The sequence below is a fragment of the Neobacillus pocheonensis genome, from assembly GCF_050477905.1.
GTDB lineage: Bacteria > Bacillota > Bacilli > Bacillales > Cytobacillaceae > Neobacillus > Neobacillus pocheonensis_A.
In genome coordinates this window covers 1-23,752 of record NZ_JBCNAD010000063.1, presented here as the reverse complement: position 1 = coordinate 23,752, position 23,752 = coordinate 1, and the positions used below count along the sequence as shown (strand labels likewise).

The 23,752-nt window shown below is 38.6% G+C and carries 26 protein-coding genes and 1 other RNA gene; 8 read left to right on the top strand and 19 right to left on the bottom strand.

The window, feature by feature from the left end:
- Positions 1 to 17: 17 nt before the first annotated feature.
- The 3 genes from ABES02_RS26910 to dnaE all read right to left on the bottom strand — a co-directional run bounded on the left by ABES02_RS26910 (position 18) and on the right by dnaE (position 5,369).
- Positions 18 to 584 (bottom strand): FadR/GntR family transcriptional regulator, encoded by a 567-nt coding sequence (locus ABES02_RS26910; protein WP_430140850.1) that lies wholly within the window; start codon positions 582 to 584, stop codon positions 18 to 20.
- 56 nt (positions 585 to 640) lie between these two features.
- Positions 641 to 1,879 (bottom strand): NAD(P)-dependent malic enzyme, encoded by a 1,239-nt coding sequence (locus ABES02_RS26905; RefSeq protein ID WP_430140839.1) that lies wholly within the window; start codon positions 1,877 to 1,879, stop codon positions 641 to 643.
- 127 nt (positions 1,880 to 2,006) lie between these two features.
- A complete protein-coding gene (gene dnaE / locus ABES02_RS26900) occupies positions 2,007 to 5,369 on the bottom strand; it encodes a DNA polymerase III subunit alpha (RefSeq protein WP_430140837.1) in 3,363 nt (1,120 codons plus the stop codon).
- Between the two features lie 159 nt (positions 5,370 to 5,528).
- On the opposite strand from dnaE, the gene ABES02_RS26895 reads away from it, so the two are divergent.
- The gene (locus tag ABES02_RS26895; protein ID WP_430140836.1) at positions 5,529 to 5,867 is read left to right on the top strand and encodes a YtrH family sporulation protein; all 339 of its coding nucleotides are present in this window, start codon (positions 5,529 to 5,531) and stop codon (positions 5,865 to 5,867) included.
- Positions 5,864 to 6,367, top strand: coding sequence for a sporulation membrane protein YtrI (ytrI, locus tag ABES02_RS26890; RefSeq protein WP_430140834.1), 504 nt, complete (start codon positions 5,864 to 5,866; stop codon positions 6,365 to 6,367). Before ABES02_RS26895 ends, ytrI begins: the two co-directional genes overlap by 4 nt.
- Positions 6,368 to 6,615: 248 nt before the next feature.
- Here ytrI and ABES02_RS26885 read toward each other — a convergent pair whose 3' ends face one another.
- The gene (locus tag ABES02_RS26885) at positions 6,616 to 7,551 is read right to left on the bottom strand and encodes a DHH family phosphoesterase (RefSeq protein ID WP_430140833.1); all 936 of its coding nucleotides are present in this window, start codon (positions 7,549 to 7,551) and stop codon (positions 6,616 to 6,618) included.
- Positions 7,552 to 7,638: 87 nt separating this feature from the next.
- Here ABES02_RS26885 and ABES02_RS26880 point away from each other — a divergent pair, with 87 nt between their 5' ends.
- Positions 7,639 to 7,950, top strand: a complete 312-nt coding sequence (locus ABES02_RS26880; protein WP_430140832.1) for a YtpI family protein — start codon at positions 7,639 to 7,641, stop codon at positions 7,948 to 7,950.
- Between the two features lie 200 nt (positions 7,951 to 8,150).
- On the opposite strand, the gene ABES02_RS26875 is transcribed toward ABES02_RS26880, so the two are convergent.
- The 3 genes from ABES02_RS26875 to ABES02_RS26865 form a co-directional block, all read right to left on the bottom strand.
- Positions 8,151 to 9,470 carry a DRTGG domain-containing protein gene (locus ABES02_RS26875; RefSeq protein WP_430140831.1) on the bottom strand — a complete coding sequence of 440 codons (1,320 nt, stop codon included), beginning with the start codon at positions 9,468 to 9,470 and terminating at the stop codon, positions 8,151 to 8,153.
- Positions 9,471 to 9,583: 113 nt separating this feature from the next.
- A complete protein-coding gene (locus tag ABES02_RS26870; protein WP_430140830.1) occupies positions 9,584 to 9,820 on the bottom strand; it encodes a hypothetical protein in 237 nt (78 codons plus the stop codon).
- Positions 9,821 to 9,903: 83 nt separating this feature from the next.
- Positions 9,904 to 10,584, bottom strand: coding sequence for a metal-dependent hydrolase (locus ABES02_RS26865; protein WP_430140828.1), 681 nt, complete (start codon positions 10,582 to 10,584; stop codon positions 9,904 to 9,906).
- 176 nt (positions 10,585 to 10,760) lie between these two features.
- On the opposite strand from ABES02_RS26865, the gene ABES02_RS26860 reads away from it, so the two are divergent.
- Both ABES02_RS26860 and ssrS read left to right on the top strand, forming a co-directional pair.
- Positions 10,761 to 11,858 (top strand): M24 family metallopeptidase, encoded by a 1,098-nt coding sequence (locus ABES02_RS26860; protein WP_430140827.1) that lies wholly within the window; start codon positions 10,761 to 10,763, stop codon positions 11,856 to 11,858.
- A gap of 55 nt (positions 11,859 to 11,913) precedes the next feature.
- Positions 11,914 to 12,110, top strand: a non-coding RNA gene (gene ssrS, locus ABES02_RS26855) — 6S RNA.
- Between the two features lie 374 nt (positions 12,111 to 12,484).
- Here ssrS and ald read toward each other — a convergent pair.
- From ald to ABES02_RS26840, 3 genes are all read right to left on the bottom strand, one after another.
- Positions 12,485 to 13,603, bottom strand: a complete 1,119-nt coding sequence (ald, locus tag ABES02_RS26850) for an alanine dehydrogenase (protein WP_430140825.1) — start codon at positions 13,601 to 13,603, stop codon at positions 12,485 to 12,487.
- A gap of 143 nt (positions 13,604 to 13,746) precedes the next feature.
- Entirely contained in the window at positions 13,747 to 14,079 is a 333-nt protein-coding gene (locus ABES02_RS26845) for a hypothetical protein (protein WP_430140823.1), read from the bottom strand.
- A gap of 166 nt (positions 14,080 to 14,245) precedes the next feature.
- A complete protein-coding gene (locus ABES02_RS26840) occupies positions 14,246 to 14,404 on the bottom strand; it encodes a hypothetical protein (protein WP_430140822.1) in 159 nt (52 codons plus the stop codon).
- A gap of 105 nt (positions 14,405 to 14,509) precedes the next feature.
- On the opposite strand from ABES02_RS26840, the gene ABES02_RS26835 reads away from it, so the two are divergent.
- Together ABES02_RS26835 and ABES02_RS26830 are read left to right on the top strand one after the other, a co-directional pair.
- The gene (locus ABES02_RS26835) at positions 14,510 to 14,962 is read left to right on the top strand and encodes a universal stress protein (RefSeq protein ID WP_430140821.1); all 453 of its coding nucleotides are present in this window, start codon (positions 14,510 to 14,512) and stop codon (positions 14,960 to 14,962) included.
- Positions 14,963 to 15,069: 107 nt separating this feature from the next.
- Positions 15,070 to 15,384 carry a hypothetical protein gene (locus tag ABES02_RS26830; protein ID WP_430140820.1) on the top strand — a complete coding sequence of 105 codons (315 nt, stop codon included), beginning with the start codon at positions 15,070 to 15,072 and terminating at the stop codon, positions 15,382 to 15,384.
- A 36-nt stretch (positions 15,385 to 15,420) separates the two neighbouring features.
- On the opposite strand, the gene ABES02_RS26825 is transcribed toward ABES02_RS26830, so the two are convergent.
- The 9 genes from ABES02_RS26825 to sppA all read right to left on the bottom strand — a co-directional run bounded on the left by ABES02_RS26825 (position 15,421) and on the right by sppA (position 22,741).
- Positions 15,421 to 15,933 carry a MogA/MoaB family molybdenum cofactor biosynthesis protein gene (locus tag ABES02_RS26825; protein WP_430140819.1) on the bottom strand — a complete coding sequence of 171 codons (513 nt, stop codon included), beginning with the start codon at positions 15,931 to 15,933 and terminating at the stop codon, positions 15,421 to 15,423.
- Positions 15,930 to 16,775 (bottom strand): EcsC family protein, encoded by an 846-nt coding sequence (locus ABES02_RS26820; RefSeq protein ID WP_430140818.1) that lies wholly within the window; start codon positions 16,773 to 16,775, stop codon positions 15,930 to 15,932. Before ABES02_RS26820 ends, ABES02_RS26825 begins: the two co-directional genes overlap by 4 nt.
- A gap of 85 nt (positions 16,776 to 16,860) precedes the next feature.
- Positions 16,861 to 18,051, bottom strand: coding sequence for an acetate kinase (locus tag ABES02_RS26815; protein WP_430140817.1), 1,191 nt, complete (start codon positions 18,049 to 18,051; stop codon positions 16,861 to 16,863).
- Between the two features lie 225 nt (positions 18,052 to 18,276).
- Positions 18,277 to 19,260 carry a class I SAM-dependent methyltransferase gene (locus ABES02_RS26810; protein WP_430140816.1) on the bottom strand — a complete coding sequence of 328 codons (984 nt, stop codon included), beginning with the start codon at positions 19,258 to 19,260 and terminating at the stop codon, positions 18,277 to 18,279.
- A 104-nt stretch (positions 19,261 to 19,364) separates the two neighbouring features.
- Entirely contained in the window at positions 19,365 to 19,865 is a 501-nt protein-coding gene (tpx, locus tag ABES02_RS26805) for a thiol peroxidase (RefSeq protein WP_430140814.1), read from the bottom strand.
- A 146-nt stretch (positions 19,866 to 20,011) separates the two neighbouring features.
- Positions 20,012 to 20,476: a GerW family sporulation protein gene (ytfJ, locus tag ABES02_RS26800; RefSeq protein ID WP_430140813.1), complete on the bottom strand. Its 465-nt coding sequence runs from the start codon at positions 20,474 to 20,476 to the stop codon at positions 20,012 to 20,014.
- 16 nt (positions 20,477 to 20,492) lie between these two features.
- Positions 20,493 to 21,158: a DUF2953 domain-containing protein gene (locus tag ABES02_RS26795; RefSeq protein ID WP_430140812.1), complete on the bottom strand. Its 666-nt coding sequence runs from the start codon at positions 21,156 to 21,158 to the stop codon at positions 20,493 to 20,495.
- An 82-nt stretch (positions 21,159 to 21,240) separates the two neighbouring features.
- Positions 21,241 to 21,717 carry an RDD family protein gene (locus ABES02_RS26790; RefSeq protein WP_430140811.1) on the bottom strand — a complete coding sequence of 159 codons (477 nt, stop codon included), beginning with the start codon at positions 21,715 to 21,717 and terminating at the stop codon, positions 21,241 to 21,243.
- 10 nt (positions 21,718 to 21,727) lie between these two features.
- Positions 21,728 to 22,741, bottom strand: a complete 1,014-nt coding sequence (gene sppA / locus ABES02_RS26785; RefSeq protein WP_430140809.1) for a signal peptide peptidase SppA — start codon at positions 22,739 to 22,741, stop codon at positions 21,728 to 21,730.
- A gap of 166 nt (positions 22,742 to 22,907) precedes the next feature.
- Here sppA and ABES02_RS26780 point away from each other — a divergent pair, with 166 nt between their 5' ends.
- Positions 22,908 to 23,708 carry an NAD kinase gene (locus ABES02_RS26780; RefSeq protein WP_430140807.1) on the top strand — a complete coding sequence of 267 codons (801 nt, stop codon included), beginning with the start codon at positions 22,908 to 22,910 and terminating at the stop codon, positions 23,706 to 23,708.
- The last annotated feature ends 44 nt before the right edge of the window (positions 23,709 to 23,752 follow it).

The following is a 23,752-nucleotide window of genomic DNA, read 5'->3' as shown; positions in this document are numbered from 1 at the left end:
TTTGTTAGTTCTTGTCGTTAATACGATAACAAATTTCTTAGTTTGTGATAAGCAGCAAGTGTTTTTACCTCATCTTTTTCAGCTAACGCTTTTAACAAAAATTGATAGTCTTCAAAATGATAGGTAACCTGGCTGGATCCTAATGAATGATAGTATTCCTTTAATATTAACCAAATTCTCATGAAAAGGTGGTTATCTGACATTTCGATAATTCGATAAAAAAACTCATCATCCGATAGATGAGCTTCGTTTTTAATCCAATCATGCAAAATGGCTAAATTATGTTCGTCCATTCTGTGCAGGGTCAAGCGTAGACAATCCATCTCGATATAGGTTTTAGTTTCGAAAACATCCCGTTTTGCTCTTTCATCTTGCAAAATAAATGTGCTAAGCAGCTGAACAAGATGGTGACCGCGAAAGTCCCTAATAAAAGTACCTTCGCCACGGCGTGTTTCAATTAATCCAAGTAATTCTAATGCTCTAAGTGCTTCTCTAACGGAAGAGCGCCCGAAATTCAGGCGCTCAGACAATTCTCGTTCTGAAGGAATCTTATCTCCCGTTTTAAGACCATCTAATGATATCATTTCACGTAATTGCTTTACAATCTCTAAGTATACTTTCGAGCTTGTCACTTACTGAATCACTCACTTTTGCCAATAATAGCGAGCCTCTGTGTCTTTTCTTTCACATCTTCTGGGTCTACTTTAATGCGAGCGACACCTGTTTCCATCGCTGCCTTCGCAACTGCTGCCGCCACATTTGGTGCTACCCTTGCATCAAAAGGAGCAGGAATGACATAATCTGCACTTAACTCATCTTCATTAATTAAACCAGCGATGGCTTCGACCGCTGCTACTTTCATTTTTTCATTAATATGTGTGGCACGAACATCAAGTGCGCCGCGGAAAATACCCGGGAAAGCAAGTACATTATTTACCTGGTTTGGAAAATCGGAGCGGCCTGTTCCAACCACTTTCGCTCCTGCTTCTTTTGCATCATCCGGCATAATTTCAGGTACCGGATTAGCCATCGCAAAAATGATGGAGTCTGGATTCATCGATGCAACCATTTCTTTTGTAAGCGCACCCGCAACAGAAACTCCAATGAATACATCGGCACCTTTAATAACGTCCTCAAGACTGCCAGTAAGATTATCACGATTTGTAAATTTCGCGACTTCTGCTTTTACCGCATTCATTCCCTGAGGGCGTCCTTCGTAGATGGCACCCTTCGTATCACACATGATGATATCTCTAACTCCATAGCTATATAACAATTTAATAATGGCAATTCCAGCGGCACCTGCACCGTTAGCCACTACTTTTATTTCAGTCATTTTCTTGCCAACAAGCTTTAAGGCATTGACAAGGCCAGCAACCGTAACAATGGCAGTTCCGTGCTGATCATCATGGAAGATAGGAATGTTCGCTTCTTTTTTTAATCTTTCCTCTATGACAAAGCAATTTGGAGCAGCAATGTCTTCAAGATTTACACCGCCAAAGGTTGGTTCAAGCAACTTAACTGTTTCAATGATTTTTTCAACATCTGTTGTGTTTAAACAAATTGGAAACGCATCCACTCCGGCAAAGCTTTTAAATAAAACAGCTTTACCCTCCATAACAGGGAGCGCTGCTTCAGGCCCAATATTTCCAAGTCCTAGAACCGCTGTGCCATCAGATACCACCGCTACCATGTTTCCTTTCATGGTATAGTCGTAAACTGTTTCAGGTTTTTCATAGATTTCTTTACAAGGTTCGGCAACACCTGGTGAATAAGCAAGGCTTAAATCATGCGCGTTTCGAACTTGCACCTTTGATTTTGACTCTAACTTTCCTTTATTAATTCGATGCATATGTAATGCTTCTTCACGTAAAGTCAAGACATGTCACCCCTCGATTATTTACAAAAAAATGAATAAAACATCCTGTTTAGGCAGTCTAACTGTTGGTGGTCAGACCACACTTGTCTCTTTATCACTATAACATATCTACCATAGTTGTAAAGAATTAATCTTTCAGTACCACATTTTTGGGACCAAGAATTAACCTCAGCTGTTCCAGTAATTCTGGGGTAGGATTTATATTATTTTCAAGACCGAGCTTTATTGTTTTTCGAGTGGATTCATAATGTAAAACTACGTTTGTCTCTCCTTTATTCCCTTTAAGGACATGATTTATTTTCTGCAATGATTTTTCATCCTGTTTATCCTTGACTATTTTTAAATATAATACCGATTGTTTTACCGCATGTGTTTCTAACCATTGTTCTAAATCAAATACTTGCTGGATGATCAATTGCTGTTTGCCATCACGTTCTTCTATTTTCCCGTCCAGCCAAGCAAATTTTCCTTGTCCCAACTGAAGAGAAGATTTTTTATAAACATTTGGGAAAGCAACTGCTTCCATCTCCCCACTTGAATCACTGATTGATAAAAAGGCCATAGAATCTCCTTTTCTCGTGCGAATTGATTTCATTGATGAAATATAAACTGCTGCCCCAACTCTTCGATTATCATTTTTCATCTGGAACAAGACCTGTGCCCCAATCTGCTTGAGCTGCTTTTCGAAAATAGAGATTGGATGATCTGAAAGGTACAGGCCAAGTGCTTCTTTTTCGAAGAAAAGCTTATTTTCCTGACTGATAGGGTCCACTTGAACATACTTTGGCTTTAGATTAAATTCTTCTACAAATAAATCAAATTGGTTAGAATCATCTGGCTTAAATATTTGTGCATGTTCAATCGCCACATCCAAACTAGCCAGCAAAACGGCGCGATCTTCGCCGAATTCATCGAAGCTTCCGGAGTGGACGAGAGACTCGAGGGTTTTACGATTAATGGCTTTTGATGAAACCCTTATACAAAAATCAAATAAGTCCAGAAATTTCTTTGTCTTCCTAGCTTGAAAAATTTCTTTTAAAGCAGCTCCGCCAACACTTTTAATCGCTGCAATGCTATAGCGGATGGCTCCATTCTCTACTAAAAAAGGGTAACCGCTTTGATTAATCGATGGCGTGAGGATGGTGATATCCTTTTGTTTGGTTTCCATAATATATTGCGCTATTTTAGTCTCATTTCCAATGGCGGAAGTAAGTAATCCTGCCATGAAATAGACTGGAAAGTTAGCTTTTAAATAGGCGAGTTGGTAAGCAATCATACTGTAAGCAACCGCATGACTCCGGTTAAATCCGTAATTCGCAAATCGGACAATTAAATCATAAATATCATTAGCAAGTGAGCGATCGTACCCTTTTGATATAGCCCCTTGAACAAAATGATGACGCTCTTTGTCGAGCACCTCTTTTTGCTTTTTTCCGACAGCCCTTCTTAATAAATCCGCTTCCCCAAGCGAAAACCCAGCTAACTTCGAAGCGATCTGCATGATTTGTTCCTGATAGACAATAACACCATATGTATTCTCTAGGATAGGTTTCAAATCTGGATGTGGAAATTCGACTGACTGGCGGCCATGTTTCCTATCGATAAATAGGGGAATATTCTCCATTGGTCCTGGTCGGTACAGGGCATTTACAGCCACAATATCTTCAAAACGGGAAGGCTTCAGCCGGGTTAAAACCTTTCTCATCCCTTCCGATTCAAGCTGGAAAATCCCAGTCGTTTCTCCTTTTGCCAACAGTTCGTATGTAGCATTGTCATCTAATGGAATTTTTTTAATATCTAATTTTGTTCCTTTATGACGGTAAATAGAAGATAAAATGGATTCTATGAGTGAAAGATTTCGCAGGCCTAAAAAGTCCATTTTAAGCAAGCCGATTTCTTCAAGGTGTTCCATAGAATATTGAGTTAGAAATACATTTGCCGAGCCTTTTTGGATCGGAATTAGTTCAATGAGCTGCTTTTGGCTAATTACCACACCAGCTGCATGTGTAGAGGTATGACGTGGTAAGCCCTCCAGTTTTATTGCCGTGTCAAAGAGTTTGCGGTTGAGCGGAGTTTCATTGACAAACCTTCGAAATCCTTCAGATTCATTGTAGGCGGATTGGATATTAACTCCTAATTGGGAAGGAATGAATCTAGATAACTGCTCGAGCTCTTTTGAATTTAACCCAAATACCTTGCCTACATCTCTTAATGCGGCTTTGGCTGCAAGTGTACCAAACGTGACAATTTGAGCAACATGAAGCTCTCCGTACTTCTTTGCGACATATTCAATGACTTCATCTCGACGATGGTCAGGAAAATCAATATCAATATCGGGCATTGAAATTCTTTCGGGATTTAAAAACCGCTCAAATAACAAATTATGTTCTAAAGGATCGACATCGGTAATAAATAACACATATGCAACCAATGAACCTGCCGCTGATCCCCTTCCAGGTCCTGTTAATATTCCGTTTTCACGGGCGTATCTCATAAAATCCCAAACAATTAAAAAATAATCGCTAAACTTCATGCGCTTAATTACATCTAATTCAAATGACAAACGTTCGTTATATTCTTCGGTTGGCGAGGAAAATCGCTCCGCTAAACCTTTCCTACATAGCCTCTCGAGGTATTCTTCAGCAGGAATACCATTCTCCGTTGGGAAAGACGGTAAATACGTTTTATTTAATTCAATATTTACATTGCATCGATCAGCAATATTCAGTGTATTTTCTAATGCCTCAGGAATATCCGCGAAGGAATTAGTCATTTCTGCTGCCGTTTTTAAATAGAATTGGTCGCTACCCAATCTCTCCCTATGTTCATCCTGCAATTTGTCCCCCTTCTTTATTGCCAGTAAGCATTCATGTGCAAAGGTATCTTCCCTTTCTAAATAGTGAACACAATTGCTGGCAACCAATGGGACATTCAATTCTTTGGAGAGGGACAAAAGCTGATTTTTGAGTGTTTTTTCTTGCTCAAGTTGATGATCTTGCAAGGATAGAAAAAAATTGCTGCTGCCGAAAAACGCGGTTAATTTTTTTACTAAAGCTCTCGCCATCTCGATATTGCCTTTTAATAATTGCTGTTCGATTTCCCCTTCAAGTCCAGGAGTAATTGCAATAAGGCCATCAGAATAATGCTTTAGCCATTTTAGTGGAAGCCCATTTTCAACTTTAGTTTGGAAGGCACTGGATAATTTTAATAGATTCTTAAAACCTTTATCATTTTCGGCAAGTAAAACAAGTGGATAAGTTTCATTTTCTTCCTGCTCACTGGCTACATCCACTGTCAAGCCGATGATTGGTTTCAGATGATGCTTTTTACAAAGTTTATAAAATTCAATGGTCCCGTACATCACATTTCTATCCGTTAATGCAAGTGCATGGAAGCCCTTGCTCTGGGCGTTATTAATTAACTCTAGAACAGAAGCCGTGCTTGTTAACAAAGAATACGCGCTATATACATGCAGGTGAATAAAAGACATAAACGTCACACCCTTAACTTTATCTCACTATCTATTATAAAACTTCGCAACAAAAAAAGAAAATATGTTCTCATTTTTTTAGAAATAACATAATCGAGAATCTTTGTCCATATAAATGGAATAGAAGGAAAATGACTTTTCACAGGGGCGGTTGAAGGAATGAAAGAAATAGGTTTTTTTCCTGCATTTATCGAAAGTTATTTTATTGCATTGGGAGTCATCCTTGGCGGTTCGTTAATCGGAGGTATTGCCTCCTTTTTAACTGGACAACCTCCTTTAACAACGGTGTACCGATTATCTTCAGCACTTAGAATCTGGGCAATCGTAGCGGCGATTGGCGGTACTTTTGATACGGTCTACAGTTTTGAGCGGGGAATATTAAATGCTGATACAAGGGACCTTTTTAAACAATTTTTATTAATTCTTTCCGCTTTAGGCGGTGCACAGACAGGAGCCCTTATCATCAATTGGTTAACCCAGGAGCATATTTCATCATGAGAATTCCCCCTTATTACCGAAGACCCTCTTGGCAGCGATTTTTTTCCGGTATGGCGATTGGCGGTGCCATCAGTTGGTGCATTTTTTTATATATACATGGTGTTTGGCAGGAGAGATATTCCAAACAAATCCTTAGTCTACAGGATGATATTTCCGATCTTCATAACGAAAAGAAAATTTGGCAGGAAGAATATAAAGAATTAAATAAACGGAACTTAGAAAAAATTACGGTTCAAAAAATTAACATTAAAATAACCAACGGGGAAAAATACAAGCTAGATGACTTTAGCACCTTCCAAACGGAAGAAGCGGTTAGAGATGAATTAAGTATGATGCTGGCAAAGGATTTAGAGACAGTTTACAAAAGTAAAGACCTCCTCAAAAAGATCATCGAGAATAAGCCTATCAAAATAAATGACAAGCGCTACAAACTTAAGGTTAAAGAAATGGTGATCTACACCACCCTCTCCATCCAGTTGGACATTCAATTTGACCAATAAAAAAGGGTGTCCCAAAAGGTTTAGTGGAACACTCTTTTTTGTATGGTTTAGTAATCATGTCTGTTGATTTCCGCTCCAGGCGCTTTGCTTTCCGCGGGCGTGCCGGGGAGCCTCCTCGTCGCTTCATTCCTGCGGGGTCTCCCCTGACCCGTACTCCCGCAGGAGTCTTCGCGTCTTCCGCTTCAATCAACAGAGTGGATAAATTAGTGTCGTCAATCTCCGACCTTTTGGGTCTGCCACTTTTTAAATTAACTTTTACAAACTTCATTTAACTCTTTCAAAACATTGCTTACTTCGTCCCAAGAATAGATGGAGGCACCCGCTGCCATTGGATGTCCACCGCCTTTGAACTTCCTGGCGACACCATTAATGACCGGTCCCTTCGAGCGTAACCTTACCCGGATTTGGTCATTTTCCTCAATAAAGAAAACCCAGGCTTTAATTCCTTTTACATTTCCCAATATCCCAACAAGGAGGGAGGCCTCTGCCGGTCTTGCACTATATTCAGCTAACAGTTCTTTAGTTAGCTTCACAGAAGCCACTCCGTTGTCGTGCATCTCGAAATTTTGTAATATGTAGCCGTTTAGCTTGATGATATTTGCATCCAATTCGTACATTTTGTCAAACAGTTCTGTCCGTGAGAAATTGTAATGGATGAGTTCTCCTGCATAAGCGAATGTTTTTTCAGTCGAACTTGGAAAGAGAAATCTTCCAGTATCACCGACAATTCCTGCAAATAAAAGTCTTGCCGCTGTATCATTCATTTTCAAGCCTTTATCTTTTCCAAATAGATAGAATTCATAAATCATTTCACTGCAAGAGCTTGCACTCGTTTCAACCCATAATAGATCCCCATATGGGTCTTCATTTGGATGATGGTCAATTTTAATAAGCTTATCACCCATTGTATAACGCTTATCACAAATTCTCTCTTGATTGGCAGTATCACAAACAATGACTAGTGCTCCTGTATAAACTTCGTCCTCAATCACATCAAGCCTGCGCATGAAATGAAGTGTTGGTTCTTCCTGGCCAACAGCGTAAATCTTTTTCTCAGGAAAGGATGCTTGTAAAATTGCTACTAAGCCACCTTGTGAACCATAGGCATCAGGGTCCGGACGGACATGACGATGGACAATTATCGTTTCATATTGTTCAATCGCTTCCAAAATTTTCTCTTTCATAGGGTCTCCTTTTTAGAACCAAATGTGGCGTTTTTTTTAAATAAAAGTTACAATAATAGATGATTTTGAATCTTGGAGGAACAAATCATGTTTGTTTTTGTCGTATTAATCGCCCTATTATTTGCTTTTTATTTATTTTATAAAACAAAATACATCAGAAGCAACCGTTTAGTCGAAAAGAAATGGCTTTCTGCTAAATCCAATATTGCTCTTGGACTTTTTGTCTGTATGTTTGGCATCAATCATTTAATTTTTATTTCCGAATCAACGACTGCCTATATTGTTGCTACTATTTTCACCATCTATGGTGCTTTATTTAGCTGGATAGGATTCAAAAAATATAAACACTACCTCCCATTTGCAATCGAGGAAGCAAAAGAATTGGATACACAAAAATAATTGTTAAAGCCGCTTCTTTGAATAGAAGCGGCTTTAGTATATCACTTTGTTAACTGTCTAGCTCCAGCGCCCAGCGACTAGTGTCCTTCGCTCTCCGCCCTACGATATGTCAACACGAAAAAGCTGACGCTCTTCGTGTTTCCTTTATCTCAGTTGGAGCGCTCCAGGCCATACGTCGCAAAACGGGCGCTTCCGCTTTTCTATGTCCTGTCGATCAACTGGCACATCATCATCGCTTTTCCAACTAATACTCCATCATTGAACACTTCAACGTCCACTTTCCCAAATTTCCGGCCGACTTCAAGAATTTTAGGAAAAATCTCCAGCTTGCTTTCCATTTGAACTGGTTTTATAAAGTAGATGGTCATATTTTCGACGACGAGGTCGCCTTTTTTTAAACTTCTGAGTACTCGATTCGCTGCATCTGAGACAATAGTGGTAAATACACCATATGAAATCGTTCCTAGATGATTCGTCATTTGCGGTGTCACTTCACAAGAAAAGGCATCTTCTCCTTTTGCTCTCCCCTGCATTAACACCATTTGATTGGTCACGATATCATCAATCGTTTCCCCAACCTGCGGCTGTCTTTGATTCATTTGAAGCGCTTTTAAAACATCCTGCCTGCTGATTAATCCTTCAAGACGATTGGAGTCATCAGCTACGGGAAGAACTTCAATCCCCTCCCACACCATCGTATGGGCAGTGGAAGCAACACTGGTCTTCCCGTTTACGGTCATTGGATGTTTGGTCATGATTTTATCAATTGATGTTTCAGCATGCTCGCCTAATACATCCTTACTGGTTACCATTCCTTGAATTCTCATATTTTGATCGACTACAGGGTAACGGCTATGGGTTGTTTGTCGATTTAATTCATGCCATTTTGACACCTTATCATTCGTTTTTAGAAAAAAAGTTTCTGAAATAGGCGTTAAAATATCTTCCACCAAAATAATTTCTTTTTTGATTAATTGGTCATATATAGCACGATTAATCATCGTGGCAACCGTAAACGTATCATAGCTAGTTGATATAACGGGCAATTCCAGTTTATCCGCTAACCTTTTAACATGTTCCTCTGTATCAAATCCTCCAGTGACCAAAACAGCTGCTCCAGCCTTCAAGGCAAGCTCATGTGCCTGCGTACGGTTTCCGACAATTAACAGGTTGCCAGCTTCGGTATAGCGCATCATTGCCTCTAATTTCATCGCACCGATCACAAATTTATTCAGGGTCTTATGCAAACCGGCCCTTCCGCCTAATAACTGACCGTCGACAATGTTGACCACTTCGGCAAAGGTCAACTTTTCGATATTTTCTTTCTTTTTCCGTTCAATCCTTATAGTTCCAACGCGTTCGATTGTACTGACATAGCCTTTATTTTCTGCTTCTTTTATTGCCCGGTAGGCAGTGCCCTCACTTACGGTCATCGCCTTGGCGATTTGCCGAACGGATATTTTTTCCCCAATCGGAAGTCCATCAATGTATTGTAATATTTGTTCATGCTTAGTAGCCAAGACCTTCACCCTTTATAATCAAATTCCAATCTATACTGTCAAGATTTAGTCAATTACATTTAAATTTTATTATAAAGTGTTAAAAGCCTTGATTCAATGCGGTTTCTCACTGATTAATGAAATGAGCGCGATTTTCTCTTTAATTGTTGCGATTGAATTTTGGAAATAGTTTTCTTTGGGGTATATAACAACCCTGTTAAATTACCTGCTATAACAATCAAAGCAAAAGCTAACCAGGACAGCGCGAAAATCCCTTCCGCTCCATTGGCATGCAGCGATAATCTTGGTATGGCAAAATAAAGCATAAACGCACAAAGCAATAAGCAAAGTAAATATCTATTCTTTTTCAATATTTTTTCCTCCTTTAAAAAAAGTGCTTGTTTCATTTTTATGCACAGAGGAAGAAAAAAAGTATGTGAAGGCCTAAGAACATTTATAATTCGATAGCTTCTCCAGGCTTTAATACTATCCCATTCTTAGCTTCTAGCATTTCAATAAAATGAAATGGATCTTGTTTGATTGGCGGGAAGGTATTATAGTGCATAGGCACAACTTTTTGCGCATTTAATAGCTTTGCTGCATAGGCCGCATCTTCTGGACCCATTGTAAAATTATCACCGATTGGTAAGAAGGCAACATCGATAGGGTGGCGTTCCCCAATCAGTTTCATATCAGAGAATAAAGCTGTATCACCGGCATGGTAAATGGTTTTTCCTTCATTCATAAATAGAATACCCGCAGGCATGCCACAATAAATGATTTGATTATCTTCCGTCGTATAGCTGGAACCGTGGAATGCTTGAGTGAACTTCACCTTTCCAAAATCAAACTGATAGGCGCCGCCAATAGACATGCCATGAGTTTGAACCCCTTGTGAGCTTAAATAATCAGCCAGCTCAAACGCGGCGATAACAAGGGCCTTGTGTTTTTTCGCTAATTGTACGGTATCTCCAACATGGTCATTGTGACCATGCGACAGAATGATTACATCAGGATTTACATCATCTGCTTTTATGTCTGCTAATGGGTTTCCAGTAATAAATGGATCAATTAAAATTGTTTTGCCATTAGAGTTTATTTGGACAACCGAATGGCCATGGTATGAAACTTTCATTTCACTATCCCCTTTCAAAATGGTTTATTATGTACTTCCATAAAAAGTTTGAATTTCCTTCCTCATTTATATCCATATCCGATTTGTTTTAGCACAAGCTAAGGGAAGATGGTTTACAATTACTTTTAATATTGATAATCTCATAGTGGATTTGAATTTTTAGGGGGACTCCAAAAATGAATCACCGTATCGAAAAGCTTCAAACATGGATGAAGGAAAATGATATTGAAGTAAGTTTCCTTACCTCTTCAGAAAATGTATTTTATTTAAGCGGATATTTCACAAACCCTCATGAACGCTTGCTAGCCCTTGTCGTTTTTCAAGAGCAGGAGCCGTTTTTGGTTTGTCCGGGGATGGAGGTTCATGATGCTAAACGTTCCGGCTGGGAACATGAGATTATCGGTTTTAGCGACATCGAAAATCCATGGGAAATGATTTTAAATTCAATCAATAAACGAATCAACTCCGTTTCAAAGGCAGCGATTGAAAAAGAACATATGAATGTGGAGCGGTACGAACAGCTTTCAAGGTTATTCCCTAATGCAGCTTTTGTTTCTGCTGAGGAAAAATTAAGAATGCTTCGCATGATTAAGGACGCTAAAGAATTAAAGATAATCGAAGAGGCTTGTGCTCTAGCTGATTATGCCATTGAAGTTGGCTGCAGTGAAATAAAAGAGGGTAAAACTGAGCTGGAAGTACTGAATGCTGTTGAATTCGCTCTTAAACAAAAGGGTGTTACCGAAATGTCCTTTGCCACGATGGTATTGACTGGAGCAAATGCTGCTTCCCCACACGGCACACCTGGTACGACGAAAATCCAAAAAGGCGATTTAGTCTTATTCGATTTAGGTGTTGTTGTTGATCGTTATTGTTCAGATATTACAAGAACGGTTGCTTTCGGAGACATTAACGATAAGCAAAAGGAAATTTATGATACCGTATTAAAAGCACAGCTTGCTGCTGTTGAGGCAAGTAGGCCTGGTATTACTGCAGCAGAAGTAGATTTAACTGCCCGGAGAATTATTGCCGAAGCAGGATTTGGCGAGTATTTTCCACACCGACTCGGTCATGGACTTGGGATCAGCATACACGAATATCCATCGCTAACAGAAACAAACGAATTAGTGATTAAAGAAGGTATGGTTTATACAATCGAACCTGGAATTTATGTGCCTAATGTGGCAGGAGTTCGTATTGAGGATGATGTGTATATTGGTGCAGATGGTGCCAAGATTTTAACCAAATTCCCGAAAGAGCTGCAAATTATCCAATAATCCATCTGGATGTTTTTTACATTGAAATGCTTGGCCAATTGATGTAATATAAAAATACAAGCTGCGTTGTACGTAATAATAATAAAGTTTTAACCTTATAAGCTGTAATAGGGAGTTTAAACAATGAAGCCGGATGACAAGCCTCTGTCTATAAGACATGGAGGACAAGCAGCAAAGCTTCTGAGAACACCCACTTTGAGGAGTGGTGGTTTAAAACTTTCTTATATAGAATACGGCAAATGCGGCTACATAGTTTTAGTATTAAAGCCAGTTCCATTTTGGAGCTGGTTTTCCTATTTTATTAAAGAAAAAAGCGTTCCTTGTCAAAAAGCATTTTCTATAATTGGAGTATATATTATGTGGACAAATTCAATAATAAAGTAACGAAAACTGTCCTCATGAACGATTCATAAGGACAAAATCAGCCATGCACCCATGAATTCTGTCCTCATGAAAGCCCTATGAAGACAAAATCAGCTTTGCACCCATGAACTTTGTCCTCATGAAAGCCTCATGAGGACAAAATTAGCTATGCACCCATGAATTCTGTCCTCATGAACGATTCATGAGGACAAAATCAGAGATAACCCTTCAAAAACTATCCTCATGGAAGACGCCACGAATCCTTATTTTTCCAACAATAATTTCGTATCTTTAAATTCTAGTCCATGTGCCTCAGCAACAGCCTCATAGGTCACATAGCCGCCAAGGGTATTGATTCCCTTTAACAATGCTTCATTTTCAAGACAAGCTTTTTGGTAGCCCTTATTGGCTATTTGAACCGCATACGGAACAGTCACGTTAGTTAAAGCTATGGTCGAAGTTCGCGGTACTGCACCTGGCATATTGGCAACGGCATAATGGACAACACCATGCTTCTCATAAGTTGGATTATCATGTGTGGTAATTCGGTCTGTTGTTTCAAAAATACCACCTTGGTCTATCGCGATATCTACGACAACACTTCCCGGTTTCATCGATTGAATCATTCCCTCTGTAACCAACTTTGGCGCCTTAGCCCCAGGAATGAGAACCGCACCAATGACTAAATCAGACTCCTTTATCGCTTCGGCAATATTATAAGGATTGGACATTAATGTCGTAACATCTGATCCAAAAATGTCATCTAATTGGCGTAAACGATCTGGGTTTAAATCGATAATTGTCACTTTAGCTCCTAATCCAATTGCCATTTTTGCCGCATTGGTTCCAGCAACTCCTCCGCCAATAATGGTAACAACGCCTCTTTGTACCCCTGGCACTCCAGAAAGAAGAATGCCCATTCCTCCATTAACCTTCTCTAAAAATTGTGCGCCAATTTGAGCTGCCATTCTACCGGCTACTTCACTCATCGGTGTCAATAACGGCAGGCTGCGGTTTGCTAACTGAACCGTTTCATAGGCAATACCAACCACTTTATTATCAATTAACGCTTTCGTTAATTCTGGTTCAGGTGCTAGATGTAAATATGTAAATAGTATTAATCCTTCACGAAAGTATTTATATTCACTTGGAAGCGGCTCCTTAACCTTCATTACCATTTCCATCGACCAGGCTTCTTCAGCTGTTTCAACCAGCTTTGCACCAGCTAAACGATAATCCTTATCTGAAAAGCCAGAGCCCAGTCCTGCGCTTTTTTCGATCATGACTTCATGACCAAATTTCACAAGATTCACTACTCCTGCCGGTGTCATGGCTACACGGTTTTCATTATTTTTTATCTCTTTAGGTACTCCAATCCGCATGTGCTTACCTCCAAATAAGTATCGACTTCTAATATTAACCAAGACAACTCTATTATAACCTTTTTACTAAGTAAGATGTAACAACAAAGATATCGTAGCAAAAGCTTTGCCATACCCGGCAAAGCTTTTGTTTTGCTTTTCAATTAATACCAAGGATAGTATGGGTAATCGTATCCGTATCCATAAGGATATCCGTATCCATAAGGATAACCATATCCATATCCATATCCATAACCTGGAGTTAATAATGCACCTGCAGCTAACCCAGTTAGGAATGGGAGCCCAAATCCAAAACCGAATGGACGGCCAAAACCAAATCCAAACGGACGGCCAAAACCAAATCCAAACGGACGGCCAAAACCGCCGAAGTGTCCAAAGTGCCCGAACCCCCCAAAATGTCCGAACCCTGGGCGAATCCTTTCATCCGCTGGGTTCACCAAATCATAATTCACATCAACAGGCATTCCAGTATTCATTTTTTTCCTCCTCTTTTTTAATAAATTACACACTAAAGATTATGCATTTGTTGATGTAGATTCTTGGGTTTATGCCCCTCTAAGCTGAAATTTCCTAGACATTTGTCCAAAAAAAAGACTATCCGGTTATTATAGGACAGCCTTCTACTTTCATATTAATTTAGATTTACTCCTCTGCTACTGCAAAATCTTCTTTGTCAGCAAGTGCCGTACCCTGATCAATAAAACCGCTGTTATAGGAATCAAATATTTGCTCGCTTACTTCATTTGCACCTTGTTCGTCAAACTCAAACGAAAATTGTTTATTCGGATCATTGAAAATCACTTTGCAAATCTCCTTTCCAATGTAAGTTACTTCATTATTGTTCGAAAAATTGCAACAGTTATGCGTTGTTAAATATTGTATAATTAGGTTGAGGAGATGATGATCATGGGACTTAAATATAAAAATATTTTAGTCGCTATTGATGGTTCGAAAGAGGCTGATTGGGCTTTTAAAAAAGGGCTTGAAATTGCCAAAAGAAATAATGCCAAGATACTTTTAGTCCACGTAATCGACACCAGATCATTTGCATTAGTTGAAGGCTATGACACAGTTATCGGAGATCGAGCAGAAAAGTTAGCAAAGGATATGCTTGAAAACTATCAACAACAAGCTTTAGACGCTGATTTACCAGAAGTTCAATATGAAATTGATTTTGGTTCTCCAAAACTAAGAATCCCGAGAGAGGTAGCTAAAAAACATAAGGTAGATTTAATACTTTGCGGTGCAACCGGAATGAATGTTGTGGAAAGATTCTTTATCGGCAGTGTCTCTGAACATATAACGCGCTATGCCCCATGTGATGTCCTTGTCGTCCGTACAGAAAAAGAAAATGAATAATAACGAGCACGAGGCCCATTCGGCTTCGTGCTTTCTAATAGTTTTATCGTGAAGGCTTACTTAATGTGTAGTACAATGAAATCAACTAAACAAATTTGGAGGCAATTATGAAAGAACATTTTTCTTTCGATCAACGTCTTGGTATTCTCATACCTGATTTAACAAAAGAATGGGATGAATATAGTAAAGAATCTCGGGAAAATATCTTATTTAATTGGGAACAAATCCGCGGTTCTATCCCTGACCGCATAGCTGAGCTCGAAAACCAAATCAATCAAAAACAAGCCCAACTTTCCGACGAAAGTAACTTCAAACGGTCTTGTCAATTGAACACGGAGATAGCAGAGCTTGCCTCAATTATTAATGATTTATGGTTATGGTACCGTGCTAATCAAACTCTATCATCCAAAACCCATCATTAAAAAACTCCCTGCTTTTAAGGGAGTTTTCTTCTTTTTTTATAAATCTTTCTTAATTTCTCTTACAATATGGCCAAGTTCAGGAAGAATTAATTTATTCATCGCCAACTTCACTGCTCCGGAAGAACCTGGTGTGGAAAACACGGCTTTATTTTGGACAACTCCAGCAATTGCTCTTGAAAGAATGGCTGCAGAACCAATATCCTCTTGATAACTAAGCATCCTAAACAATTCTCCGAAGCCGACAATTTCTTTCTCCAGTAGACTTTGAACCGTTTCAATCGTAACATCACGCTTGGCTATTCCAGTACCACCATTTGTTAAAATAACATCAATATCATCGCGGTCGCAGCCTTTAAGAATTTCAGTTTGGATTGGACGGGTTTCGTCTTTTACAATCACATAATCGACAATCTTGTGTTCAGCCTGCTCAAGTAAGTCCATCATCAGCCTGCCGCTCTTATCTGTATCCTTGTTTCTCGTATCACTGACGGTGATCACTTTACAATTTACCGTTTTAGGTGCTTCCCGTTTATGCTCCTTAGTGCTCATCCAAAAAACTCCTCTTTTTCCATTAGATAACGAAGTTGATAGTATTTATGGGCCAAATCCGTTACTTTTCTTGTTAAATGATAATTAGTTCCAGCACCAATCGCCATGCTTATTAGCGGTACTCCTCGAACTAACTTTTTCCGAAACAGGATGATAACGATTGCTTTCAATATTTGTTGGACTGGCTGCTCAAGCCATGTGATATCGGTGATTTCCTCTGTTCCTTCGTAAAAATAAGGATCACCATCTGCATCTAAGTCCTTTATCAGAGATAACCAGCCCTCTTTTTGAATTCCGGGTGGTAATGTTGCGGTATGAAAAACCTTTAGGGATGTCATCATTTCAAATGGGGTATTCACATCGAACCCATAGACAGAAGCTATTAATTGAACAACTCTTAAATTAATCACTGCCATTGCTGGAATGTCCGTTCCTAAAAGAAGTGTACTACCCATACCTGCCAAACCACCCTGTGCAAACGAATAAAAACGGTGTCTTGCTATTTGCTGTTCAGCAATATACTGCAATTGATCTATTTCTAATTGCTTTAAATCTTTAATTTTTTCAATGTCCTTCCGAAAAGCTCTCCCGGAAGATAGAATTCTCTCTTTTGCATCCATTTGAAATTGGGAACCTTGGATAATTCCATGCAAATAAAACAGCCAGCTATCTATGACCGAAAAAAACTGCCTTTGAACATTTTCAGGCAATAAGGAAAAGGACCGCTCTAAATATGTTTCATACGTTAAACGTAAATCGTTTGATTCATAGTTAAGTATCTTATTTTCCCATTGACGTATGTCAGTTAAGACTTTGTTCTCGCGGTTTGTTAGCGGTGGCATGTTTAGGTTCCTCCTTTTTAACTTTTTCTTTCAGTATAGCACAAAGAAAGGCAAAAGCAGTCACCCGCCTTTGCCTTTTTGATTATTAGATTGCTGCTAAACGAACAACGTCTCTCGCGATCATGACTTCTTCATTTGTTGGAATAATGATGACTTTTACTGGGGAGTGAGGATAATTGATAAACGCTTCCTCGCCTCTTACTTTATTCAAAGCAGGATCCCAATAAACGCCCATAAATTCAAGGCCTTTTAATACGTTTTCGCGGATTACGTCGCTGTTTTCACCAATACCTGCTGTAAAAATAATCGCATCAACGCCATACATTCTAGAAGCGTATGAGCCTATATATTTATGAATGCGGTTGGCAAAAACATCTAACGCTAACTGTGCACGCGCGTTTCCTTCTTTAGCTTGAATTTCAATATCTCGTAAATCACTTGAGAAACCAGAAACACCAAGCATTCCACTCTTTTTATTTAAAACATCGAGTACTTCTTCTGCCGTTTTGTTTGTTTTTTCCATAATAAATGGAATGAGGGCAGGGTCAATGTTTCCAGACCGTGTTCCCATTGTCACACCTGCCAGCGGTGTAAAGCCCATGGATGTATCGATAGATTTTCCACCTTCAATCGCCGCGATACTCGCTCCATTCCCTAAGTGACAGGAAATGAGACGAAGCTGTTCGACTGGACGGCCTAGCAGTTCGGCTGCACGCTGTGAAACATATTTATGACTTGTCCCATGAAAACCATATTTCCGAATGCCATATTTTTCATAGTATTCATATGGAAGACTATAAAGGAAAGAGCTTTCCGGCATTGTTTGATGGAAGGCAGTATCGAAAACTGCAATAGCTGGAACATTTGGCAACACATTTTGGAATGCTTTAATACCTGTAATATTAGCTGGGTTATGCAATGGAGCAAGCTCTGATAATTCTTCAATTGCTGCTAATACCTCGTCAGTTATAAGAACGGAATCATTAAATGCTTCTCCACCATGGACAACACGGTGGCCAATTCCATCAATCTCACTAAGGGAGGCAATGATTCCTAATGAAGTCAATTTATCTAATAGCATTTTGACCGCAATTTCATGGTCAGGGATATCGAGGATCTCTTGGACTTTTTCTCCATTTGCCGTAATATTAAAAATCGAGTCCTTTAAGCCGATTCTTTCGATTAATCCCTTTGTAATCACTTCTTCGCTTGGCATTTCAAATAATTGAAACTTTAAGGATGAACTTCCTGCATTGATTGCAATAATTTTTGCCATTTGCTGACGCTCCTTTTATATAACAACATCGGTTAGTTTAAATGTTAATAGTTCAACTTTATTTTGCTCTAACCGACCTCGATTATTTCTCTCAATTCCTCATTTAAACACTCTAGAAATCACATATCAAGGAATATTTTAATTGGGAACGTTTTCAGCAAAATATAAATATATTCGATTAATTTGAAAATTAAAAAAGGATAAAACCGCGATAATTCTTCGGTTTTATCCTTTATTTTCTTGAAACCACTTTTCCATTTTTACCAAAATTTTATCCACTTCTACCGCACTTGACAAACTTGGCAAATCGACAAGCAGCGCTTGTTTAGGAGGTGTGACATTTACTCCTTTTTTCTGCAAAATTAAGATGCTTTTCGCTGCTGATTTGTTTTTAAACATACTTGTCGGTAGTTGAAGCAATCCTTGAATTATTACATTTTCTTTAAAATATTCCTTGAGCTGGTCTGCTTGTTCACTTTCAAAAAGTCCATTGGGAATAATGAAAAATAAATAGCCCCCAGGCTTTGTGTGTCGAACACTTTGCTCAATAAATAAATGATGGGCATACGAATGTCCTTCATCCGCTTTTAGTTGGTAATCGGCAGCTCTTACATCATTAGGGTAAAAACCTACAGGCAAATCAGCGATAATCGCATCAACAGGATCAATGAATAAAGGTTCTAAACTGTCCTGATTAAACAACTGAACCGGATGCTCTTGTAAATTAGCATTTACATATGCAAGCTTGATTAAAAGATCATCAATTTCTACCCCGATGGATGTTATCTTTCTTTGCATGTGATTTAGAACAGTCGTTAATAAATTACCGGTACCGACGGCTGGGTCCAGCAATCGAAAACTTGATTGCTTCATAAATCTTTCAACAAGATATCCTACTAGCATCCCAACCGTATCCGGAGTCATTTGATGGTTCGGCTGGACATTTTCTTTCATCCCTTTTAAAATAACCAGCTGATATGCCTTGCGGATTTCCTCATTCGAATACTTTTGAATATGAATGTCTTCGTACTGTTTCTTGAGCCGCTTAACTGTTAATTCACTTAACTCTTCTTGAAGTATGGAGCCCTGAAATAAATTCTCTCCTGTTTCAGCTAGCGCTTCTAGATATGTACAATTTAATTCTTCTTGTAATGTCATTGCTGTTTCATTAAATAAAGTAAATAATTGTTCTATTGGAGAAATATTCATTTTTCTCCCCCTATCATTGATTTCCTTAACCATTTTAAACGAAAAATAAGAATTTAAACAACTAAAAGGCCCCGCCATATGACGAGGCCTTCAATCGTTTACAATTATTTTGCTGCTTTTGCTGCTTCAAGTGCTGCTTCGTAGTTAGGGTGGTTGGTCGCTTCACTTAAATATTCCACATATGTTACAGTGTCGCTGGAGTCAACTACAAATAATGCGCGAGTTAATAATCTTAATTCTTGGATGGCCACACCATATGCTTCACCAAAAGAAAGGTCGCGGTGATCTGATAAAGTTTGCACATTTTCAATTCCCGCTGCTGAGCACCAACGCTTTTGAGCAAATGGAAGATCACAGCTAATAGTTAAGATTTTTACGCCTCCTAAAGAATTAGCTTCTTCATTAAAACGGCGTGTTTCTGCATCACAAACACCTGTATCTAGAGAGGGTACTGCACTAATTAAACGAACTTGCCCCTTCGTATCGTCTAAAGTAACAGCGGATAAATCATTTGCTAGGACTGAGAAATTTGGAGCTTTGTCTCCAACCTTTACTTCATTACCAAGTAGTGTAACTGGGTTTCCTTTAAATGTAACATTTGCCATTATTACATCCTCCTTTGTTTATCTCGAATATGTACAGTGTAAATATATCTTTTCAGAATTATTTTTGCAATTAATACGTATTGCAGCTGCTCATCTCATTAAAAAAGTTAACCTTCCTCGTTGTTTCGGAAGATTAACCTTTTCTGCTATAGGTCTAAATCCTGTTTAGCTTGATTATTGACTTGTTGGTTATCTTTTTTGGAGAACATTTGCTGAATTTTATCGACGGCTTGTGGGGCAACCTCTAAAATTTTCTCATACAAATGAGTGCTCTCGTCCAAGTGAAGCATTTTGACTCCGTGCGAATTGACAATTAAGAAGGCAATCGGTGTAATTGAAACGCCGCCGCCACTACCTCCGCCAAACGGTAATTTAGGCTGCCCTTGACTTTGCCCCTGACCTTGATTTTGGTTACCGGATTGCGACTGAGAACTATCCATCTTAAATTCACTGCCTCCGGCAGCGAATCCAAAACCAACCTTTGAAACTGTTAAAATGACACTTCCGTCTGGGGTTTCTACTGGATCCCCGATAATCGTATTTACATCAATCATTTCTTTTAAGCTTTCCATCGCTGTTGTCATTAAACCTTGAATTGGGTGATCAGACATACAGTACCCTCCTCCATCAAATGGATTTCATTTTTTCATTTGAAATATCTGCTTTGCTTTTAAAGTGCGGTTTCCCGCCTTTCCAGAATTTAATCAGTTTTAATCCTGCCAGAATAGCTTGCCCGATTCGAAACTGAAACATACATGTCAACTGTGTCTGAATTACGGCAGCTTGAAAATGCGGAGTTACCGTTAAATGGGGCATTTCTTTAAGTTTTAAAAAATGACTAAGAAGACCAACTATTCCACCTTTTATCCCCCATAGCGCGCCTGTCGCCATACCCGTATAAGCTGCATCTCCGACACCAATAAAGGAGTGCCACTCTAGTTTTTTTATCGTGACTTTTTGAAAAAATTTCCTAACAATTACATGCATTCCAAAAACATGATGAAGTATTTCTTTTGTATTTTTTAGATTTGTGAGAACATCATTTGGAGTAATTTGTTTGGCATCTTTATTTGATGAATCATCCTTCACCACAATGCTAGGCGAATTATCATCAACTTTTATTAATGGAATATGTTTTTTAAATTTAATTAGCCCAAACCAAATCCTAAACTCAATTTTTAAGTCATCATTGTCATTATGGTGATAGTAATTTACAAGAATCGTTAATTTACTAAAAATAATTAGAATAAATAAGAGCAGTAGTATGGACAGGGAAAGTAACAGCCAAAACAATTTCCTTCACAACCTTTCCGACTGTTAGTATTTACCCATTTTAGAAAAATAAAACTATCAACCACCGTTGATAGTTTCATTTTTAACGATCAGCATGGATAACTGTTGTATTAGCAAAGAAATCATGAAGACCCTGCTTTTTAGGTAAAAACGCTACAATGAAGTATCCAACGATGACCGTCGCTGAGATAAACCGGCCAATCCATTCCCGAAAAAGAATGGTTCCCCATGAGATTTTTTCCTGTTTTAAATCAATTACTTTTAGTCCAAACACCATTTTCCCTAGCGTTTGATTAAATAATTTCGTCATCAGCACGAAATATACGTAAAAGATGACAGCAGAAGCAATGGAAATAGGTGCAAACATATTAAATTCTGATAATGATAAATCAAGCAAGCGAAAAACAGGCTTAATTACTATTCGCTCAATACTGCCAATAACTATTAGGTCAAGTAGATAGGCCCAAAAGCGCATCCAAAATCCAGCATAACGAACCGGCCAATTGATTCCCGTTTCATGTGGAGCCAGTTCTGCAAATAAATAATCATTCGATTCCATTTAGAGCCCCCTATCTCGCATATAAATACATGATCCGTGGTGAATTCGGTCTGGAAATGATTTTCATAAGCCCTCCCATTTCAGAGTTGTCACTCATCCATTTTTTTGCTTTTAAACTGAATATTGAACCGAGCCCAAGATCATCGGTATAACGGACCACTTTGACACCCTTAAGCTTTTCATTTTTTTTCATCTCAGAAATGACATCGTCCAAATAGCCAAATCCATCAATCAAATGCAAATCTTTTGCCTGGCGTCCATCATAAATTCGGCCGTCAGCTATTTTTTTTACTTGATCTACTGTCATTTGACGGCCTTCTGAAATCACTTTGACAAAGCCTTCATAAGAATTATCAATCATTCTTTGTAATATTTGCCTTTCCTCTTCGGTCATTTTTCTCGTTGGGCTCATAATATCTTTGTATTTTCCACTTTTAATCGTGACAAAATCAACACCATACTTATCAGCTAGTCCTTCATAATTAATTCCTTCCATAATTACCCCGAGACTGCCTGTAAGTGTTTCAGGGCTGGCATAGATTTTTTTTGCTGCCGTTGAAATATAATATCCCCCTGATGCAGCCATAGAGCCCATTGATATGTACACAGGTTTTTTCGTATCCTTCTGAATTTCTTTTAATCGATCGTGGATTTCTGCACTTTCAACTACGCCGCCTCCTGGGGAATTTACTTTAATAATAATGCCTTTCACAGTGTCATCTTTTTTAATATAGTTTAGCTTTTTCATAAATTCCTGATGATTATAACTGACATTTTGTAATAACGATGCTGCTGAATCACCTGTATCTTGAATGACTCCATCGACATTAAGTATGACTATTTTCTTCAATTCGCTTCCTTTTTGGACCACTTCCTCTGTATAGGGCTTATCAGAGGGATTCATAAATTCATTAATATCGGTTTCGATCCCTTTAAAGGCAAAGGTAGATAAAAAGTTAATTACTACCGATCCCACAAATAACACGGCAGCAATCGCAAGTGCAGCCCAGCGTTTTCCACTCAAATTATTTCCCCCTTTTTGTCTAAACTTTAACAATTTAAGTTCTCTCGTTCATATTGTTTCTTAAAAATGCTAAACTAATTTCAGATAAACAATATTTAACAGGTGAATAATTTGGAAGTGTAAAAAAAACCACTGTTTTTTCAGATTCAACCAGGGGGTTACGGAAATGGCAGAAAGACGCAATATTTACTATTATTACAAGCATGAACCAGATTTGCTTGCAAAAGCCGCTCCACTTTTTGAAGCAAGTGCACGCTATGGTTTTACCATTGTGAATGATTATCGAAAAGCAAATATTATTGCCAGCATTGGCGATGACGGTGCATTTCTTCAAGCTGTACGAAAAACTGGTTTCCGTGATGATTGCCTTTACATGGGGATTTCAACAAAAAACAGTTTAAATATGTATTGTGATTTTAAAATTGAAGATGTTTCATCAATGATTTTAGCTATGCTTAATGAACAGTTAGAAGTTCGCCGCTATCCGCTGATTGAAGTCTCTGTTGATGGTCAGGGAACCTTTCCATGCTTAAACGAATTTTCAATCCGCTCTTCCATTATTAAAACGCTCGTAGTGGATGTGTTTGTAGATGAATTGCATTTAGAGACATTTCGTGGAGACGGTCTAATCGTTGCCACTCCAACTGGAAGTACAGCATATAATAAATCAGTAAGTGGTTCTATTGTTGACCCGCTACTCTCCTGTATGCAGGTAAGTGAGGTAGCATCCGTTAATAATAAACGGTATCGTACCCTCGGCTCTTCGTTTATACTAAGCAGTGAAAGAACCCTTACGCTCAAGGTAATCCCGGAAGGCAACGATTACCCTACAATGGGAATGGACAACGAGGCATTAAGTGTACGCCATGTCGATAAAATTCAAATTAAATTAAGTGATAAAAAATTAAAAACCTTAAAACTTAAGGACAACTCCTTCTTTGAGAAAGTAAAAAGAACATTCTTATAAATAAAAAAACCTTATCCCATAAAATGAACTGACCTAGAAAAACG

Coding starts and splice junctions, on each gene's coding strand:
- ABES02_RS26910 (WP_430140850.1), bottom strand. CDS start 584: ATGATATCATTAGATGGTCTTAAAACGGGAGATAAGATTCCTTCAGAA.
- tpx (WP_430140814.1), bottom strand. CDS start 19,865: ATGGCAAATGTTACATTTAAAGGAAACCCAGTTACACTACTTGGTAAT.
- dnaE (WP_430140837.1), bottom strand. CDS start 5,369: ATGTCTTTTATTCACCTGCATGTATATAGCGCGTATTCTTTGTTAACA.
- ABES02_RS26885 (WP_430140833.1), bottom strand. CDS start 7,551: ATGAAAGAGAAAATTTTGGAAGCGATTGAACAATATGAAACGATAATT.
- ABES02_RS26835 (WP_430140821.1), top strand. CDS start 14,510: ATGGGACTTAAATATAAAAATATTTTAGTCGCTATTGATGGTTCGAAA.
- ytrI (WP_430140834.1), top strand. CDS start 5,864: ATGAGAATTCCCCCTTATTACCGAAGACCCTCTTGGCAGCGATTTTTT.
- ald (WP_430140825.1), bottom strand. CDS start 13,603: ATGCGGATTGGAGTACCTAAAGAGATAAAAAATAATGAAAACCGTGTA.
- ABES02_RS26815 (WP_430140817.1), bottom strand. CDS start 18,051: ATGGCAAAAATTATTGCAATCAATGCAGGAAGTTCATCCTTAAAGTTT.
- ABES02_RS26830 (WP_430140820.1), top strand. CDS start 15,070: ATGAAAGAACATTTTTCTTTCGATCAACGTCTTGGTATTCTCATACCT.
- ABES02_RS26845 (WP_430140823.1), bottom strand. CDS start 14,079: ATGAATACTGGAATGCCTGTTGATGTGAATTATGATTTGGTGAACCCA.
- ABES02_RS26780 (WP_430140807.1), top strand. CDS start 22,908: ATGGCAGAAAGACGCAATATTTACTATTATTACAAGCATGAACCAGAT.
- ABES02_RS26810 (WP_430140816.1), bottom strand. CDS start 19,260: ATGAATATTTCTCCAATAGAACAATTATTTACTTTATTTAATGAAACA.
- ABES02_RS26895 (WP_430140836.1), top strand. CDS start 5,529: ATGAAAGAAATAGGTTTTTTTCCTGCATTTATCGAAAGTTATTTTATT.
- ytfJ (WP_430140813.1), bottom strand. CDS start 20,476: ATGTCTGATCACCCAATTCAAGGTTTAATGACAACAGCGATGGAAAGC.
- ABES02_RS26865 (WP_430140828.1), bottom strand. CDS start 10,584: ATGAAAGTTTCATACCATGGCCATTCGGTTGTCCAAATAAACTCTAAT.
- ABES02_RS26825 (WP_430140819.1), bottom strand. CDS start 15,933: ATGAGCACTAAGGAGCATAAACGGGAAGCACCTAAAACGGTAAATTGT.
- ABES02_RS26790 (WP_430140811.1), bottom strand. CDS start 21,717: ATGGAATCGAATGATTATTTATTTGCAGAACTGGCTCCACATGAAACG.
- ABES02_RS26880 (WP_430140832.1), top strand. CDS start 7,639: ATGTTTGTTTTTGTCGTATTAATCGCCCTATTATTTGCTTTTTATTTA.
- ABES02_RS26860 (WP_430140827.1), top strand. CDS start 10,761: ATGAATCACCGTATCGAAAAGCTTCAAACATGGATGAAGGAAAATGAT.
- ABES02_RS26820 (WP_430140818.1), bottom strand. CDS start 16,775: ATGCCACCGCTAACAAACCGCGAGAACAAAGTCTTAACTGACATACGT.